Below are 18,230 nucleotides of genomic sequence, written 5' to 3' on the forward strand. Positions count from 1 at the left end.
CTTGATCCAAGAGAAAGAAATTTAACCGGCTCCGAAAAAAAGTAGCCCAAAAACTTGTAATTAATTAGAGTATATGAAAAAAGCAGAGGCAACACGGCTAACAATCTTACAAAAAGCATTCGAACTCATTTACATTAAAGGTTATCAAACAACCAGTATTGACGATATCATTGCTACCACGCAAGTAACAAAGGGCGCATTTTATTACCATTTCAAAACAAAAGACGAAATGGGAATTGCCATCATCAACGAAATCTTAAAGCCTACACTCACCAATAGTTTCATTGAACCATTGCAGCGCGAAGAAAACCCGATAGATGCCATTTACAACTTAATGCATCACCTATTAATTGAAAATGAATTTTTGAAAGTTGAATACGGTTGTCCGGCTTCGAATTTTACGCAAGAAATGACCCCTTGGCATGCCGACTTTAATAACGTATTAAATGAACTGACACAACAATGGACAAATGTAATGATCGCAACCATTGAAAAGGGAAAGAAAAAAGGACTTATCCGTGAAGACGTAAATCCAAAACAGGTAACAACCTTTGTGGTCTCCGGCTATTGGGGCATACGAAATTTCGGAAAATTAGAAAACAGCAAAAAAGTTTATTTCCCTTATTTAAAAGAACTTAAAAGCTATCTAAACACGCTGAAATAATTTTTTTCTTTAAAAACATACTATTTAGTATGTTATCATTTATCTTTATTCCGAAAAACAAAAAGTATGGACACTTCTCATCATATGATTCCCGAATTCACCTGGATCAATGCCGTTGTTGCAATATGGATTGCATTTGCATTCATCTCCATCATGTCGTTTGTAAAAGAGCCGAACAGACAGAAATTAAACGCGATAATCATTGCTGGCGCAGGCGGAGTTTATTGGGACGGCGGTTTAGGCGTATGGGAATTTGTGTTCGGGTCGGTCATGTTATTTGTGGCTTACCAAGGATTAAAACATTACTATTTTATTGGTATTGGTTGGTTACTTCATACAGCTTGGGACCTGCTACATCACTTATATGGAAATCCAATCGTTTACCTGGAACCTGCTTCTTCTGCGGGCTGCGCCGTTTGCGACCCAATTCTTGCCCTTTGGTTTTTCTTTGGGGCGCCAACCATCTGGAACGTATTCAAGAAACATCCCTTAATTACTACATAAATGTATTCGACGCTTTTATCCCTACACTCGTTAACCCGTTGGTTTGTATTGGCAAGTTTACTTTTTGCTCTCTTCCGCGCTTACAGCGGTTGGCTATCTAAAAGGCATTTTTCGAAATCCGACAATGCTGTGAGGCATTGGACTGCTACCATTGCCCATATTCAACTTATACTAGGTCTTTGGCTTTATTTTGTTAGTCCGATTATCGATTATTTCCTACATTATTTCAAAGACGCTGTGCATCAACGTGAAATCCGCTTTTTCGGAATGGAGCACAGCTTAATGATGCTAATAGCCATCGTGGTGATCAGTATCGGTTCGGCAAAAGCGAAACGCAAAGAGACAGCTATCGAAAAATTTAAAACAATGGCAATATGGTTCACTATAGGGCTATTGATTATACTATCTTCGATTCCTTGGGCCTTTTCGCCGCTTACAAGTCGACCTTATTTCCGACCTTTTTAAACTTTTATCTTCCGCTTTTATACCTGAAAAGAATTCACGATTTGGCTACATCATTCGTTGATTGAGCTACGTAACACCCGTCATTCTTAACCACCTTTGTATTATCATTCAACAACAAAAACGTTAAGAAAATGGAAAACATCAAAGGAAAAGTGATCGCCATTACCGGAGCAAGCAGTGGTATCGGGGAAGCAATTGCCCGGCATTTAGCAACGCTAGGTGCAAAGCTTGTATTAGGGGCCAGGCGTGTAGACAAGCTAGAAGCGATTGCCGCATCTATTTCATCGAATGGTGGAGAAGCAGTTTACAAAAAGCTGGACGTAACGGATACAGAAGATGTCGCTGCGTTTGCCAACTATGCGACAGCGCAATTCGGCACATTGGACGTATTTGTAAACAATGCCGGATTAATGCCGCTCTCTATGATCAATAGCTACAAAATAGACGAGTGGCACAGGATGATCGATGTAAACATCAAAGGCGTCTTGCATGGCATAGCAGCTGCACTTCCCATTTTTGAAGCGAAAGACAGCGGCCAGTTCGTGAACATTACTTCTGTTGCGGACCGCTGGGTGGGACCAACCTCTACCGTTTACAGCGCCACAAAATTTGCTGTACGAGCTCTTTCCGAAGGCTTACGTCAGGAGCTAAGCGACAATATCCGTGTCACCTTAGTGGCCCCGGGAGCAACAGAATCTGAACTGGCGGAAAGTATTTCAGACCCAGAGCTGAAGCAATTGGCCATTGAAAAATTCAGGACAAATTTACTTCCTGCGGCGGCCATTGCCAGAGCCGTAGCTTATGCCGTATCGCAACCTGCCGATGTGGATGTCAACGAAATTGTTGTACGGCCGACGGCACAAAAATCCTTTTAACGAAAGGACAATAGCATTCAAAATCAAAAGAAAAGACCATGCATCAAACAACAGAGGAAACCAAAGCATATATCGGCATGTGGGTAACCAAAGACGGCCACATCCGCCACGAATTGCTGCCAAATAATCGATACGATGAAGCCCGAGGCAATCGCAAAAGTGCTTATCAGGGTACTTATCAGGTTACCGGAAATCACATCGACTATAGAGACGATACAGGTTTTACAGCCGATGGTGAATTTAAAGATGGGATATTGTATCATGGCGGCATGGTTTTTTACAAAGAAAATAATTAAGTAAATTAGCTTTTATGGAAAAGACATTCCGCCTTAATTCGATCGCAGAATTTCATGCATTCTGTAATCTTCCTAATCCCGAACATCCGTTGATTAGCCTGATCGATTACAGCAAGGTTTCGTATCCCTTCGATGAAACGAATGTGAAATGGATCCAGAATTTTTATACGATTGGCTTAAAGCGGAATGTCAACGCCAAATTCAATTACGGGCAACAGCAATATGATTTCGATTCGGGTGTGTTATCCTTTATCGCACCGCTTCAATTTTTGAAGATTGAAATCAATCCAGAAATGGTAGTGGAGCCGGCAGGTTGGCTGTTGCTCATTCATCCCGATTTTTTATGGAACACCCCATTAGCGAAGAAAATAAAGTCATACGATTTTTTTCAGTATGCCGTCAATGAAGCACTTTTTTTGTCTGACAAAGAAGAAAACGTGATCGTCAGCCTTTTGCAAAACATCGAAAAAGAGTATCAGTCCAACATCGACAAATTTAGCCAAGAGCTCATTATTGCCCAACTGGAAATGTTGCTCATTTATGCCGAACGCTTCTATGAGCGTCAGTTTATTACCCGCAAAAAATCAAACTACGAACTGTTAGCACGTTTTGAGCAGGTGCTTTCTGAATATTTTGTAAGCGGAAAATTACTGAAAGACGGCATCCCGACGGTAAGCTACCTCGCAGATCAACTGCATATTTCGCCTAACTACTTAGGTAGCCTTTTACGCATGTACACTCAACAAAACACCCAGCAACACATACAGTACAAGCTGATTGATTATGCTAAAGAACGCTTAAGCACCACGAATATGTCTGTTGCGGAAATTGCTTACGAACTTGGTTTTGAACATCCGCAATCATTCAGCAAATTGTTCAAGCAAAAGACCAATCAATCTCCTATGGAGTTCCGTGCCAGCTTTAACTGATCTCCTCTACTGCTGCCGTTAGCAATTTTTCGGGCGTAACGGGCAAGTCGCGCATCCGCTTTCCGGTAGCGTTGAAAATGGCATTGGTAATCGATGCCGCCACACTGGTAATACCTAGCTCGCCGATGCCTTTTACGCCCATTTCATTGGCTATCTTATCTTCTTCAGGAAGAAACACGACCTCAATATTGGCCATGTCGAGATTGACAGGCACATGATAATCCGCAAAAGATCGGGTAATAAAGTTTCCATAATTAGGTTCAACACGGCTCTGTTCAGCGATAACCATCCCGGCACCCATGGTCAATCCGCCGATAATCTGCCCAAAGGCAGTTTTAGGGTTCAAAATCTTGCCACAGGCACCCACATTCACCATCCGCTTGATACGGTACATGCCAGTGTCTTTATCTACCCAAACTTCCGAAAAATTAGCTCCGAAGGAATATACCGAATGCTTTTTAAACGCCTCGGAAGGTTCTGCAGTGCCCTCCGCCTCATAGCGCGTAACCTGATTATCGATCATCAAGGCTTCAATGCTACCAGCCTTATCATGGCTATTCAGTTTCCGCTTCAATCCATCGATCGCATTTAAACAGGCCATTCGGGCACCATTCGCGTAAGACGCAGCTCCCCAGGAACCGCCCGAACCGGGAGTTACCGGAAAGAGGGAATCGCCAATCTCTACCGTAATTCGCTCTACAGGTATTCCCAAATACTCCGACGCTGTTTGCGCAATAATCGTATAACTTCCCGTGCCGATATCAGTAGCATCCATCTGAACGGTGGCATAAAGCGTTTTGTTTTTAAGTTCTAGAAGCACCTTCGAGGATGTCTTTTGATAAGGAGCAGCCCTCGATGCAGCACTCACACCATAACCGATCAGCCAGTTTCCCTGACGATTGGTGCCGGGCGTCATTTTCCGTTGGTTCCAACCAAACTTGTCGGCACCAATACGCAAACACTCTTTCAAGAGACGGGAAGAAAAGGCCTTATCATTACTCAAATCTGTTTGCGTATCGTTTAAAATCCGGAAAGCAATGGGATCCATTTTAAGTTTCCAAGCCAATTCGTCCATAGCCGACTCGAGGGCGAAGCTGCCTGTGGCCTCCCCCGGTGCGCGCATAGCGAAGGGCGTTTGTATATTCATGGGGATCAATCGATGCGTAACCCTATTATTAGGCACATTATAAAGCATTTTAGAAACACTTCCACAGGGCTCCTGATATTCTTCATAAGTGGATGTATGCGAAAGTGTATCATGGGCCAAGGCGGTAAGCTTTCCGTCTCTGGTAGCGCCGATGCTTATTTTCTGCTCATTATGCTGTCTTAAATTGGTGTTCGTAAACATCTGTTGACGGGTTACCGTCAGCTGCACGGGTCGCCCTGTCATTTTCGCCGCCATAACGGCTAAAATCACATGCTGCTTTGCGTGCAACTTAGATCCGAAGCCTCCACCTACGTAAGGCGCTATTACGCGGACGTCTCGCTTCGGTATCTGAAAAGTTTCTGCAATCGTAATAGCCGCATTATCGATCATCTGTTGACTGGCATAAGCCTTTACTTTTCCGTTATCCCAAGTGGCTATAATGGCATGAAGTTCCATCGGATGTTGATGTTCAATGGGCGTGTTGTAAGTCGCTTCCAGCTTGACCTCTGCTTCAGCCATACCCGCATCGATATCGCCGCGCAAATGATCAGATTGTTCGTTAGGTTTATAAGCTTCACCCCGCGCCTCCTCAAAATTTATTGTTGGGGCATCTTTTTCATACTCAATTTTAACCAAACGGGCGGCGTATTGTGCCTGCTCAAAAGTGTCGGCAACCACCAGCCCGACGTATTCTCCATAGTAGTGAATTTCCGGACTCTGCAATACGGGCTGTATGCTCGATACCGAAAGGACTGGACGTTCTTCATCGTAAGCTTTCAGTTTCTCTGCATTTAAATGGGTAAGAACTAAAATTACCCCTTTCTGCTTTTCGGCCTCCGACGTGTCGATTGAGACAATTTTTCCCTTTGCTACGGTACTGTTGATCGCCTGTGCATAAGCCAGGTTTTCCACAAAAAATTCCGAAGCATACTTAGCCATCCCGGTTACTTTTAACCGGCCTTCCACCCGATCAATCGCATTACCTATTCCTGATGATGTGGCTGTTTCCATGTTGATCTTTCCTTTAGATTAGTTTACGCTGTCCGCTCATAGGCCTGAGAAAGCGCTCTCACAATAGCCTTTTTCCCCATTTCAACCTTAAATCCGTTGTCCGAAAGTGGACGCGCCTCGCGCATAGCTAGGTCCGCAGCCGCTTCAAAATTTTGAGCACTCGGCTTTTTACCCTTCAAAAAAGATTCTGCTGCTGTCAATTTCCAAGGCTTATGGGCAACACCACCCATCGCAAGGCCGACCTGGGCAATCGCTCCGTCCCGTATTTGTAATCCGGCCGCTACTGAAACCAGTGCAAAGGCATAACTAGATCGCTCACGGATCTTTAAATAATAATAATGATCTGAGAAAACAGGCGCAGGCAACTCGATAGCCGTAATCAGGTCATTAGGCTGCAAGGTATTGTCTTTTTCAGGCTGACTTCCGGGTAAGCGGTGAAAATCAGCAAAATCAATCGTTCTCATACCGCTATCTGCTTGCTGTACGTGCACAACGGCGCCAAGTGCAGCTAAAGCAACACACATATCCGAAGGGTTTACCGCAACACATTGCTCGCTCCATCCGAATAGGGCGTGCTGGGCGTTCATTCCTTTTATTGCGCCGCAGCCCGTGCCGGGTGCCCGTTTATTACAGGGCATGGAAACCTCATAAAAATACGGACAGCGGGTACGCTGCAATAGATTACCACCGTTAGTCGCCATATTCCGGATCTGCGCCGTCGCTGCAGAAAGCATGGCCATAGAAAGCAAAGGATAGCTTTTTCTAATTTCGGGATGATTGGCCGTTTCGGCGTTATTGCACATTGCCCCCAATAGAAAGCCGCCCTTTCCGGTCGCCTTGATTTCTTTAAAGTTTAAATCGGCAACTTCGATCAGTTCCGCAGGACGTTCGACATCCTCCTTCATCAAGTCAATTAAATTCGTACCGCCCCCAAGGTATTTAGCAGCGCTATTGGCTACAGAGGCCGCCAACGCTTCTTGCGGATTTTTCGGTTCTATATATACAAAGGGTCTCATTGTTACATTATAAGAGTGGAAAGCTTAACGATTCAGTTCAGGAAGACGAGGCTTTTTGCATCTGCTCGGCCGTCGCAAACTGCCATTTCTCCGTTTCGTCTTTGCCCGTTTGCACTTCTTTAATCGCCTCGACGATATTGTTATAGGCACCGCAACGGCAGATATTACCCGACATACGCTCCCGGATTTCTTCTTCAGAAAGTTCGATATGGTGTTGAATATCCCTGATATTTTCCGTCACATAACTCGCTTCGCCATGCTCCACTTCGGCCAACAGCGCCACCGACGAGCATATTTGACCCGGGGTGCAGTAACCACATTGAAACCCGTCATGTTTTAAAAAGGCCGTTTGCATAGGATGCAAACCGCTTTCATCTGCTAAGCCTTCTATGGTGGTAATCTCCTTGTCTTTACAGCTAGCGGCCAGTATCAGGCAGGAGAGTTTCCGCTTACCGTCAACCATCACCGTACAAGCACCGCACTGTCCGTGGTCACAACCTTTCTTTGTACCCGTTAGCTGTAAATGTTCCCGAAGGGCATCCAATAAGGTCGTCCGCGAGTCGAGATGTAAAGGCTTAACCGTATGATTTACGTGTAGCTGAACCTGCACTTCGTTTACCAAGGCTTCGGAAGTTTCCGTTATTGGATGCGCCTTCTCACAGCCATAAGCTTCTAAGGAAAAATAAGGAGCCGCCAAAACACTTAAACTAGCTGCGGAAATTTTAGCGATAAACCGGCGCCGCGACTCGCCGAAAAGCCCTAGCTGATCGAGAATTTTATTTTCATCCGCTGACAACTTCCTATCTTTTGGGTACTCCTCCTGATCAAACATTTCCATAATCGTGTTATTGGATTCAATAGTTAACAGATAATGTATGTTACTAACAATCACTTAAAAAGAATAGTTTTGGAGAATGCGGGCAAAAATTTCTTGGCTGTAAGCTGCAGAAATATTGTTCACCTTAAAAATCGCCTATGCCACTCCGTACCTTTACGCTCACTTATTGGGGATCGCCCGGCGTTTTTCACCTTAACTTTTTCTTAAACAACCGATTTTACAGCCCCTCGCCCAAGTATTTGAAACAATTGACGCCCAAGTTAATACAATGGATATATGTCTTCTATTCGGCCTGAACAGCTGCTCCATCATTTTGGATTCGCAACTCGTTCCCATTCGTCCTATCAAACTTGGTCCGGCGAGCATCAACGCCGGGTAACTCCTAAAACGGTAACAGTTATTTTATATGTCCCGGGAATAAAAACCCTGAAAGAGAAACGAGCATTACAAGAGTATGTGTCATCCTCTATTCCTAAGTCTTCGTCAAAACGAACATACTGCGTAGGAATGCGATAATAATAATTAAACCCGTTGCCGAGAGAGTTTAAAGGAAATGGAACGACACCGTAAGCAAATTCCATTCTACCATCGAAAGATTCATACCCCAAGGAATAATCTTGCATTGTCTGTAACCAACCGTCAGTATTCCCCCCTGCAGGTCTACGAGCAATCTCGCCTGCCGCCGGATTAAAAGGTACGCCGTTCTTATCGACAATTTCTACAATGATTCTATTTTCATGATCATTTATCCTTTCAACGGCTATCGTTCCCGCTGGTAGCGTTTTGGTGGTAGATTCCTCTCCCACCTTCATGGCTACGGTGCTTCGAACAGCAGGAATTTCATAAAAAGGCGCATCAACAAGGTCGAAACGACCAATTTTTTCGAAAACTCTCGACCCCGTACTGTTGGATATCTCTAAATCAAAAAGATACTCACCTACCGGCAGTTCTAAGGTATTAACATTCGCTTCTAATTGGCCACTTCTTTCGTTTACGGTTATAGCTGTCATGACGGTATCCTTCTGCTTAGCAGCGATCAACTCCAGTGTGGTGTCTACCGATGGATCATAGAGGCCGACCCACTTTTTTATCGGATATTCTTCCATAAAAAGGTCGTCTACCAAAGCACCCGTTTTTTGGTCATAAACATGTAGTAACTTGACCCTTAGGGGTTGGCTTGACCCCTCCAATAAGAGGGGTGTACTAACCTTTGTCCTCCCCTTCTCTACAGTAATAGGGTATTCAGTATACCGAATGATATCACTCAAATAGCCGTTCGGTACTTTTTTACACCCGTGAAAAATGAATATCACTATATTTATCAATAATGCACTGACGCATACACGTATAATTCTATAAGCTTTCATTGTCAAGTATATTTATCTGGAAAAAAACAAGATATGCCCATTACCTAATACATTTACAAATCCTGTAGTAGATCGTATTCCCGATGTCTGCACAATAGTTCGTGCACCGTCGGCGCTGCTGATCTAACTGGCTATAATAGGAGGCGTTAAAGGATTATAAAGGTAGGTATAATACATTACCTGAGGCAGTAAGGAGCTGGTGCTGTTATGGCCCAAATCTTCAGCATTTGTCGACTCGTACGAAATTATAGTACTGGCGCCGGCCTTATTCGTTTCAAATACCGATCCGTTTTGCGTAAGATCTTGATACGAGACAAGTCTTGGCACGATATAAATATCAATAGAATCAACGACCTTGTCGATCTCGTATTTCAATAGAGAATCGATTGTCCACCGTCTAAAAGGGTCGATCTCCTGCTCTTCTATTGCCCTTTTCGTGAGGTAATTGTTTATTGAATAGTCGGTGGGTGCAAAAAAAGTAATATTTTGTTGGTTGATCTTTTCTTTCAGTCCTGCTGAATCGACGATTATGAGCAAGGTATCGAAAAGCCCCCGACTGTTGTTCTTCAGAAAATCATAGGTAGTCATATTTACATTAGGATCATGCAAACTTCCTCCTACGAAATAATTGTCCTGTTTACACGCCGTATGCATTAATAATGTTATGACGAATACAATGAAAAAGTTTCTATATTTCATATCCATAGCTATTTAAATCGACAAAACAGTTGCGTAAACGCTGTCTAGGTTCCTATTTCGAATGACAGACAACTGTCTTTTAACCCGGTAATAATTATTTTAATAATTGGATCGCCACCTCGTTCTGCGTCAGCAAAGGAGCTTGCGGCAATAGTGCATTTAAATCTAACGGCCAATAGTATCCTTTTTGTGCGATCCTACTTGCCGTATAAGAATTGGGGAAAAGACGTTGTAGCTGTTCCATTCGAATCGCATCGTATGCGAAAGTACCTTCACCTATTAACTCACGTCTTCTCTCATCCAGAATCTCCTCAAATAAGGATTGCGTTCCTCCCGTGAAGTCGCCCAATCCTGCTCTACTTTTGATGGTATTTAGGTCTGACAAGGCTCCTCCTTCGTTCCCATTCTTAAACCTAGCTTCGGAACGCAATAAGATGATATCTGCAAGCCGGAGGAGCACTAAATTATTACTAACTACATAGGTGTTAACATTATTTGGATCGTAATAATCAACATTATCATATTTGACTAGGATGTATGCGCTTTCACCGAAGACTGGTTCTATGATCTGTGGATAACGAAGATCGCTTTCCACGAATAGATTCCTTATATGGTCTCCAATATGGAACACCGCTGCTATTTGTCTGTTACGCACATACGGTTCAGTAAGAAACACATTAAAAAACCCATCCGTAGCTTCATTACTTACGGGATCAAACTGCATAAACAATTCAAAAATATTTTCCCTCGAGTTGCCCCTCCAAATGTTTTTGTAGGTCTGAATATCCTCCAATGCATATGTTCCGGAATTGATTACCTCATCACAATACCGCTCGGCATTTTGGTAATCATGTCGCCATGCGTAGATTTGTGCTAATAGAGCCTGAACGGCGCCTAAATTAGCATGTGTGCTGGACGAGTTATTGTCCAATAGCTCTAGAGACCGATTCAAATCCGTTAGACAGAAATCCAGTGCTTCTGCCTCAGGAGAACGCCCTAGCGAAGGCACATTACCAGGGTCTGCAAAAGACTCTTTTACCAAAATAGGGTCTCCCCATGTACGGACCATGTAAAAGTAGGTATAGGCCCTTAGAAACCTAGCTTCTCCTTCGAAGCGCTGTTTTTGGGTTTCACCGCCGCTAAATAACGACGAATCGATATCCCCAATATTTTCAATAATCAGGTTGCATTGATTGACAATGGCATAGAACCGCGTCCAGTTATGCACGGAACCTTCCAAATAAGATGCGTTGGAAAAACGCAAGCCTCCCTCATCCCTGAAACTTGTGTAATTCCATAAATCACCTCCAATTAAAAAGTTATCCCCTGCAAGATCGCCTGTGATAAAATAACTGCGGTCTAACCTAAATGCATTTCGTAACATCCCATATGCCCCGGAAAGTGCTTTTTCAACATTGGAACCATTTACCCAAAACACCTCATCGTAGGTGGCGTTAATGGGTTCCAGATTCAAATATTTGTTGCATGACGTTGCGCTTGTAATTGCAAAGAAAACGAGCACTACTATTTTTCTGTATTTCTTTCTCATACTACCAAAAATTAAAAGGTAACCTCTAATCCAATTGTGTATTTTTTGGGCAACGGATAAGCCCCTCCGCTATATTCGCCTTGAGGCGTCACTAACTCAGCATCTGGAACTGAAGAAGACTGGAGAATAAACAAGTTATCTATCATGCTATATACGCGTGCATTCTTTAGCCCCAGTCGGCTCAACAGTTGTGGCTTAAAATTATATCCTAAGCTGACCATTTTTAACCGCACGAAATTCCCATTTTCATTCCACATCGTAGAAAAAGGTAAAAACTGGTAATAGCTGTTACCATAGGGGTTCAAAGAAGGAAAATCTGCTTGATAATCGGGGTTCTCTGCCCTCGAAGGTGTCCAATAATTTATACCGTCAAAATCAGGCAAACGACGATTGGCATAACTATTTATGTTGCCGTAATTCCATACACCAGCATATTGGTTAGCCATAAAATTGTTAATAATGTCACGGCCCAAAGTGAACGTGAACAACGCCGATATCGAAAAATTCTTATAGGAGAACTCGTTATACAATCCTCCAGTGAATGTTGGATTCGGGTCGCCGGTGGGTTGTAGGTCTTGCCGGTCCCATACATCATAATCTCCGTTAACGTCTTGCCATATGGGATCGCCTGGTATCACCTGACGGTTTCCCGTCCAATACGTCAACTTCTCCCCCGTCAATGGATTAATGGGGATTTCACCTAAATGTGAATACACTCCCTCATAAACCATTTGCCCCCAAGTGTAAACCGGACTTCCAACATTAAATAGTAATTGCTGATTGTATCCCTGAGAACTTGTAAAAAAGCCCCTGTTGCCCTGAGGTAGGGAGGCCAGTCTATTCCTATTGTAACTCAAATTAAAGTTAGTGTTCCATTGCAGCGCGCTTGAACTTGGCAAATTCCTTGTTTGAATCAACAGATCCACCCCTTCGTTAAGAATATTGAGCGGAACGTTATACGTTAAGGTTGTAAAACCGGTGTAAAAAGGGTAAGGAAATCCCATAATAGGATTAATGGTTTCCTTCCTATAGGCATCAACTGTTATATTTAATCTGTTACTAAGCAAATACATATCTGCCCCCACGTTTAGCTGTCTTGATTTATTCCAAGTAAGATCAGGCTGGGTTATAGGATTCGCAAAGGAAGGCGTTGCCATGGTAATGCCGTCATAGGTTTCTGTTGTTACATCCCATACATTAAAAGGCGCATAAAAATTATCAGGTAATGTCCCTGAAAGACCATAGCTTGCTCGAAACTTAAATAAGTTTATCCAGTTAACGTCCTTCATAAACGTTTCCTCGGAAACTAACCACCCTAAAGAAGCCGCAGGAAAATATCCCCACTTAGTGTTGGCCCCAAAACGGGAGGACGCATCGGCACGCCAAGAGGCACTTAATAGATATTTTCCCTTATAGTCATATGCAAGCTGTCCCATATAAGAAAGCAAACCTGCCTCGCCAAAATTGGAGTTGCCGAATAAATCCCGCTGTGCGATTCCTGTCACAACCTGAATATCGTCCGTTGGCACGTTGTTACCACCGACATACGTGGAGTTCCTGGCATCATATTGAAACGATTGCATACCAGTAAACACCAAATTATGCGTATTGCTCCAGCTATTGGTATAAGTCAATACATTTGCTAAGTAGTACGAACTGTAGCGGGAGGCATTGCTAAATGCGTTTGACACGCCATTTGCATCGAGTTCAGCGGGAAAAAAGCGGTCGCGATTATCAATGTTCGCAGAAATAGATCCCTGAAACGAATATTCCAAGCCCTTAAGCAATTTAATATTCGTTTGAGAATATAAACTGAATGCATCGGTTATATTTTTATCCCGCAGTCGATCATACAAACCATAGTAAAAGTCGTAATCATTCTGGCCCAAACGTACAAATGATGAGGGTAACTGTGTTGGATTAATCGGAAGATTTTCATCTACGAGTCCCCTACTTCTTCCCAATCCTCGTTTTCTGTCTGTCCGTGACGCGGATATAACCAGATTAGAATTTAATTTCGGTGAAATTTTAAAGTCAAAGTTACCCCGCATCGCATATCTTTTGAAGCCCGTATTCCTGATAATCCCGTCTTCATTGTAATGATTGAAAGAAAGACGATAATTCAAAACTTCGTTTCCCGAGGATATATTTACATCGTAGTTTTGGACAAGGCCTGTCTGATAAAACAGCTCCTGCCAGTCGGTTGCATTATTATAGGAAGGATTAAGGCTGTCTGTCAACATTTGAGGTATGTTCTGAAGCTGATTATGACTTCCATATTCTTCCAGCAATCGCATTTTTAACCGACGCTCTTCCGCTCCTGCGTAGGTTCGCTGAAGCTCTGGCCGTTGTGAGACACCCGCATACGCAGACAGCCGAACTTGCGGTTTTCCTGTTGCGCCCTTCTTCGTATTGATAACAACAACTCCATTTGCACCTCTTGACCCCCAAACAGCAGTTGCTGCAGCATCCTTTTGCACCACAATGCTTTCAATATCGTTCACATTAATTCCGGCCAAAAAATTCGTTCCAGTGGTAGACGATCCTTCGAGGTCCGTTATTGTAAGTGGTATTCCGTCGATGATATACAGCGGGGTGCTCATTGTCCTGGCTAGATCAAAATCTTCAGTATTGAAACCAGATGAGATTGTCGAGTTTCCACGAACCGTAAACGTATTCCTCACGCCAGGAGCTCCCGAAAAATTTTGGATATTTACCCCAGCTACTCGTCCTTGTAGTAGTGCTTCAAAACTGGGAGCAGGAAGATTCTCAATTTGCTTACCCGAAACTATTTGTACGGCACTAGTCGTTTTCCGTAATGACTGCTGCTGATATCCAACCACCACCACTTCGTCTAAGTCCTTATTCTCATCCAGTTGCATGGATAGGTTCAGTAGATTTTCTTGCACTACCAGCGTTTCTGTTTTATACCCGACGAAAGAGAAACGTAAACTATCTCCTTTTGCCGCATTAATTTCAAAAGCGCCCTGCTCGTTGGAAACCGCATATAAATTTTTGCCAACTACTCGTATTGAGACCCCTGCAAAAGGCTGATTCTTTTCATCCTTTACTGTACCCGATACTTTTTGCTGTAAAAACTTCGTCCGCAGTCTTTTCACCACAACAGTACCGTCATGAATCTGGAAAGAAAGGTTTTGGTTGCGAAAAGCTTCCGTTAGTAGCTCTTCTAACGTAACATCCCTTAAGTTCAGCGAAATTTTTTCGAAACCGGTCAATAGGTTTTCTTCGAATATAAAACGGTAGTCGGTTTGCTCTTTAATTTCGTTAAATAATTGTTCTAGAGAAATATCTTTTTTTGAAATGGTAAGCTTTTGGGCCAACACACTTGCCTGCAAACTCAGGCTAAATATCAACACAAATACCAATGTCAGCTTCGTAATTAAAAGTTTTTTTCGACAGGTCAATACGAGGTCATACCAGCCACGATACTGACCGTTAGGAAATTTATCCATATATTTGATTTGGTAAGGTTATTAATCTTGTTAAGATGATTTCATTCATGCCTTGTCATTCCGGAAGTATGGCCGTACTTCCGGTTTCGTTTAGCATACAATCGGCTCGGTTGGTTTAGATCATAAATACTCCTTTCTAATTTCTAAGACTTTTTACAATTAGCTTTTTGCCTTCGATCGAAAAGGCCTTTCCGCTTAGATCGGTCAACACATCGCACACGTTTGCCAAAGTGACGCTGCGCTTCATGCCTCCCCGATACTTCTTTTTAGGCATTTCGGTCTCGTATTCTACTTTTACATCATACCATCGAGCCACCTCCGTCAGTATCTGTTGTAGATTTTTGCCATCAAAGTAGAAATAGCCATCTTTCCACGCCAAGGCCTCTTCCATATCCACCTCTTGCACCGAAAGCTTGTCTGGAAAGGCCGTTACAGCATAACCTGCTTCTATAACTTGTTGCTCCTCTCCTCTTTTTACTTTTATCTTCCCCGCTGTTAAAATAGCCTTTGACCTTCCGTTGGTATAAGTATTGACGTTAAATGCCGTCCCTAGTACCTCCACTTGAAAGTCGCTGCTGTAGACTAGAAAAGGTGCTGTAGCTTGCTGAGCCACTTCAAAGTAAACTTCTCCTTCCAAGAGCTTTACCCATCTGCTGTCATTTCCAAAAGCAACGGGAAATTCCAAAGCAGATTCTGCATTGAGCCACGCTTTGGTTCCATCCGATAGCTCGACAATGTAGGTGCCGCCTTTCGGGGTACGGATGGTATGATGCCGCGCGGTGTCCTGCTCGTCGCCCTTAATATAATTAACCAGCTGTTCGCCAACTGCCAATTCAGCGTTTCCGTCTTTTATTTGGCCGTTATCTATGCCTAACTCAACCTCTCTTCCATCGGACAGCGTCAGTATAGCACTATTTCCTCCCGGCAATACATCATTTTTGTGTCCATATTGAGTGTCAGGTATAATTCCGACAGGAACTGGCGTATAGATTTTCCATAACCAAAATGCCCCACTGATTATGAGAAAACAGGCCGCAACCCACCAGCCTATCTTAGCTCTCCAAGTGAACGTTGTATTGTGAAAAGGTACCGTTGTCTCCTCTTGCTTTTTTAGCATCAGTTGCCAATCTGCTTCTTTGTCCACACTATCCATAAAAGCAAGGTCTTCGGCCAGCTGTTCTCCATCTTCATACTGTTTCAATAAGCGATAAATCACCGGGTCTTCTGCAGCCCGAGCCAGCAATTCGGCCTCCTCCTCCGGATTTAGTTTGCCTTGGAGATAGCGCGAAATACGTTCTGCCAGCTCAAAATGTTCCTTGCTCATAAAAGAATAGTAACGCTTTTTATAACTAAGTAACCTGAAAAGTAAAAAGGGGTGAAAGGGAAGTAAATATTTTTTATGACTATCGGAAAGTTTACCTAAGAAGAATTTGCTAGGCAGATGTCGGTCGTTAACGATAAATCCGGCCTAGAAATATCCGGACAGAAGAGGCACGAAAAGGAGGCCTAATAAATCTGATTGATTACCTCCACAACAAACAGAACAGCACCGACAAAGCTTGCGGCGACAGCCTGCCCCTCAATAACGTCAAGGCACGCTGCTTTTGGGTCTTCACCGTATTGATGCTGACATCCAACGACTCAGCGATCTCCGCATTTCTCATCCCCTCCAAATAACTCATCCGGCAAACGGTGGCACAACCCGCAGGCAGACTTTCCAAGGCAGCATGCAGTTCTCCGAGAATTTCTGCATGCAACATCGCCTGCAATACATGTGCTTCTTCGGCTTCCTCTAATGGATGTTCTTCATGGACGCGCCTGACGGTCTGTTGATGCCGTATTCGATTCAGTGCCGCAAACTTAACCGTACTATAAAGAAAGCTTTTAACACTGCCAACATCGTCTTTAGCGAGTAAATGACCGTTCATCAGCACCACAAAGGCGTCCTGGGCCAAATCACGAGCCGTTTCCTTACAATTTACCAATCGAAAAGCAAAGGTACACAGTCGGGTATAATACAAATTAAACCAATGCTTCACTTCTTCAGGCGTCATTTTGTCCATGATATCCCGTTTTTAAAGTAATAATTATCCCTATACCCCTTAGTAGTTCAGTTTTTTATTGGTTAAAGAACCCGTCTGTAGCGGATTTCAAATCAATGTTAACGGATAAAAACGAAATTAACAAATTAGTTACAAACGCAACCGTTTGCGTAATTTTCGGCAGCTAGCCAACATAAGTAATAACCTACCTGTGTCTTAAAACTTCGCCTTATCAGCACACAATGGGTTGTAATTAGAATGCTTTCGACACAATTGGGCGCCTGGACAGGATTCCTTCACTACCAGGAATAGTTTCCATTAATCTCATTTACGGTAAGAAACTTTTTTCATCAGTCCCCCAACTGATATAACATTCACTGTTGAATGGAATTTAGATGGCGTACCGCGACGCCTCTAAAGGAATCAAACCTTTGTCACCCAAGCCTCATTTTTCCCGCCATTTTTTTTATTCCTCTTGCTTCGCAAATCCGCCCTACAAACTCTGTATCTGACAGTTAAACATAAAATCCCCCGCATTATTACATACGCATGGTTTTTTAAATGGACCTAAGCTTATAGTTTTAGGCGGTTTCGCCAATGTTTTCTTTGTGTTTCGTTAATAATTAGTAATATGAATAACCGTAAAATTACCCTTTTTGAATATCTCGTATTAGGCTTTATCTCGATCGTCGTTTTAGTTGGCGTCGTCGCTTCGAGAACTAATTTATATTGGTTCGAGGAGGTATATGTGGTTGAAGACGGTTTTGTGGAGAACCTGACTGTCTTACCGCTCATAGGAATTATAATTACAGGATTTCGTTACCTGAAGCAATTTGGAAAAAAAAAGGGCTTTCAATTCTGTACGCTGGTAGTTTTAACTATATTGGCCAGCATTTTCGTAGCAGGAGAAGAGATAAGTTGGGGGCAACGGATTTTTAATGTCCGAAGCTCTGAATTCTTTCAAAGGCATAATGCGCAAGGCGAAACTAACCTTCATAACCTCGTTGTCGGCGGGAAGAAAGTGAACAAAATTATCTTTTCACAGCTGCTCGTTTTGGCAATTGCTCTTTACTTACTAGTGCTTCCTCAATTGTACAAACGGAAACCTCGTGTGCAAACTTACTTAAATCACATCGGCATACCCATTCCGCGCTTTTATCAAATTATCGGATGCATCGTCCTCTTTGCTTCAATTACCCTGATTCCCTCGGGAAAAGATGCAGAAATATTAGAAGTGGGTATTACGCATCTATTTTTTCTAATCTACCTTTTTCCAGAAAACAAGGAGGCTTTTACCTCGTCCCCCTATTCAAAAGAGAAGAACTCGGCATAGGCCTGGGGTCGTTCGCGTATTG

The 18,230-nt window shown here is 43.1% G+C and carries 16 protein-coding genes; 7 read left to right on the forward strand and 9 right to left on the reverse strand.

What is annotated here, in order from left to right:
• Positions 1 to 73: 73 nt before the first annotated feature.
• The 6 genes from EPX21_RS18495 to EPX21_RS18520 all read left to right on the forward strand — a co-directional run bounded on the left by EPX21_RS18495 (position 74) and on the right by EPX21_RS18520 (position 3,733).
• The gene (locus EPX21_RS18495; RefSeq protein WP_134091154.1) at positions 74 to 664 is read left to right on the forward strand and encodes a TetR/AcrR family transcriptional regulator; all 591 of its coding nucleotides are present in this window, start codon (positions 74 to 76) and stop codon (positions 662 to 664) included.
• A 66-nt stretch (positions 665 to 730) separates the two neighbouring features.
• Positions 731 to 1,168, forward strand: a complete 438-nt coding sequence (locus tag EPX21_RS18500; protein ID WP_134091155.1) for a DUF6010 family protein — start codon at positions 731 to 733, stop codon at positions 1,166 to 1,168.
• A complete protein-coding gene (locus EPX21_RS18505) occupies positions 1,169 to 1,633 on the forward strand; it encodes a hypothetical protein (protein WP_134091156.1) in 465 nt (154 codons plus the stop codon).
• 131 nt (positions 1,634 to 1,764) lie between these two features.
• The gene (locus EPX21_RS18510; protein ID WP_134091157.1) at positions 1,765 to 2,508 is read left to right on the forward strand and encodes an SDR family oxidoreductase; all 744 of its coding nucleotides are present in this window, start codon (positions 1,765 to 1,767) and stop codon (positions 2,506 to 2,508) included.
• Positions 2,509 to 2,546: 38 nt separating this feature from the next.
• On the forward strand, positions 2,547 to 2,804 hold the full coding sequence (locus EPX21_RS18515; protein WP_134091158.1) for an Atu4866 domain-containing protein: 258 nt from the start codon (positions 2,547 to 2,549) through the stop codon (positions 2,802 to 2,804).
• A 14-nt stretch (positions 2,805 to 2,818) separates the two neighbouring features.
• Positions 2,819 to 3,733 (forward strand): AraC family transcriptional regulator, encoded by a 915-nt coding sequence (locus EPX21_RS18520; RefSeq protein WP_134091159.1) that lies wholly within the window; start codon positions 2,819 to 2,821, stop codon positions 3,731 to 3,733.
• Here EPX21_RS18520 and EPX21_RS18525 read toward each other — a convergent pair.
• The 9 genes from EPX21_RS18525 to EPX21_RS18565 all read right to left on the reverse strand — a co-directional run bounded on the left by EPX21_RS18525 (position 3,726) and on the right by EPX21_RS18565 (position 16,896).
• Positions 3,726 to 5,891 carry a xanthine dehydrogenase family protein molybdopterin-binding subunit gene (locus EPX21_RS18525; RefSeq protein ID WP_134091160.1) on the reverse strand — a complete coding sequence of 722 codons (2,166 nt, stop codon included), beginning with the start codon at positions 5,889 to 5,891 and terminating at the stop codon, positions 3,726 to 3,728. The genes EPX21_RS18520 and EPX21_RS18525 overlap by 8 nt on opposite strands.
• Positions 5,892 to 5,914: 23 nt before the next feature.
• Positions 5,915 to 6,907, reverse strand: a complete 993-nt coding sequence (locus EPX21_RS18530) for a xanthine dehydrogenase family protein subunit M (protein ID WP_134091161.1) — start codon at positions 6,905 to 6,907, stop codon at positions 5,915 to 5,917.
• 37 nt (positions 6,908 to 6,944) lie between these two features.
• Positions 6,945 to 7,745: a 2Fe-2S iron-sulfur cluster-binding protein gene (locus EPX21_RS18535; RefSeq protein ID WP_370451016.1), complete on the reverse strand. Its 801-nt coding sequence runs from the start codon at positions 7,743 to 7,745 to the stop codon at positions 6,945 to 6,947.
• 365 nt (positions 7,746 to 8,110) lie between these two features.
• A complete protein-coding gene (locus EPX21_RS18540) occupies positions 8,111 to 9,112 on the reverse strand; it encodes a DUF5007 domain-containing protein (RefSeq protein WP_134091162.1) in 1,002 nt (333 codons plus the stop codon).
• A gap of 123 nt (positions 9,113 to 9,235) precedes the next feature.
• A complete protein-coding gene (locus tag EPX21_RS18545) occupies positions 9,236 to 9,811 on the reverse strand; it encodes a fasciclin domain-containing protein (RefSeq protein ID WP_166670812.1) in 576 nt (191 codons plus the stop codon).
• 94 nt (positions 9,812 to 9,905) lie between these two features.
• Complete coding sequence (locus tag EPX21_RS18550; RefSeq protein ID WP_134091164.1) at positions 9,906 to 11,360, reverse strand: RagB/SusD family nutrient uptake outer membrane protein; 1,455 nt, start codon at positions 11,358 to 11,360, stop codon at positions 9,906 to 9,908.
• Between the two features lie 11 nt (positions 11,361 to 11,371).
• On the reverse strand, positions 11,372 to 14,833 hold the full coding sequence (locus EPX21_RS18555) for a SusC/RagA family TonB-linked outer membrane protein (RefSeq protein WP_134091165.1): 3,462 nt from the start codon (positions 14,831 to 14,833) through the stop codon (positions 11,372 to 11,374).
• Between the two features lie 136 nt (positions 14,834 to 14,969).
• Positions 14,970 to 16,157 (reverse strand): FecR family protein, encoded by a 1,188-nt coding sequence (locus EPX21_RS18560; protein ID WP_134091166.1) that lies wholly within the window; start codon positions 16,155 to 16,157, stop codon positions 14,970 to 14,972.
• Between the two features lie 199 nt (positions 16,158 to 16,356).
• Positions 16,357 to 16,896: a sigma-70 family RNA polymerase sigma factor gene (locus tag EPX21_RS18565; RefSeq protein ID WP_134091167.1), complete on the reverse strand. Its 540-nt coding sequence runs from the start codon at positions 16,894 to 16,896 to the stop codon at positions 16,357 to 16,359.
• Between the two features lie 610 nt (positions 16,897 to 17,506).
• Between EPX21_RS18565 and EPX21_RS18570 the strand changes: the two genes are divergently transcribed.
• The gene (locus EPX21_RS18570) at positions 17,507 to 18,208 is read left to right on the forward strand and encodes a hypothetical protein (RefSeq protein ID WP_134091168.1); all 702 of its coding nucleotides are present in this window, start codon (positions 17,507 to 17,509) and stop codon (positions 18,206 to 18,208) included.
• The last annotated feature ends 22 nt before the right edge of the window (positions 18,209 to 18,230 follow it).

The sequence above is a fragment of the Olivibacter sp. XZL3 genome (genome assembly GCF_004368405.1).
GTDB lineage: Bacteria > Bacteroidota > Bacteroidia > Sphingobacteriales > Sphingobacteriaceae > Olivibacter.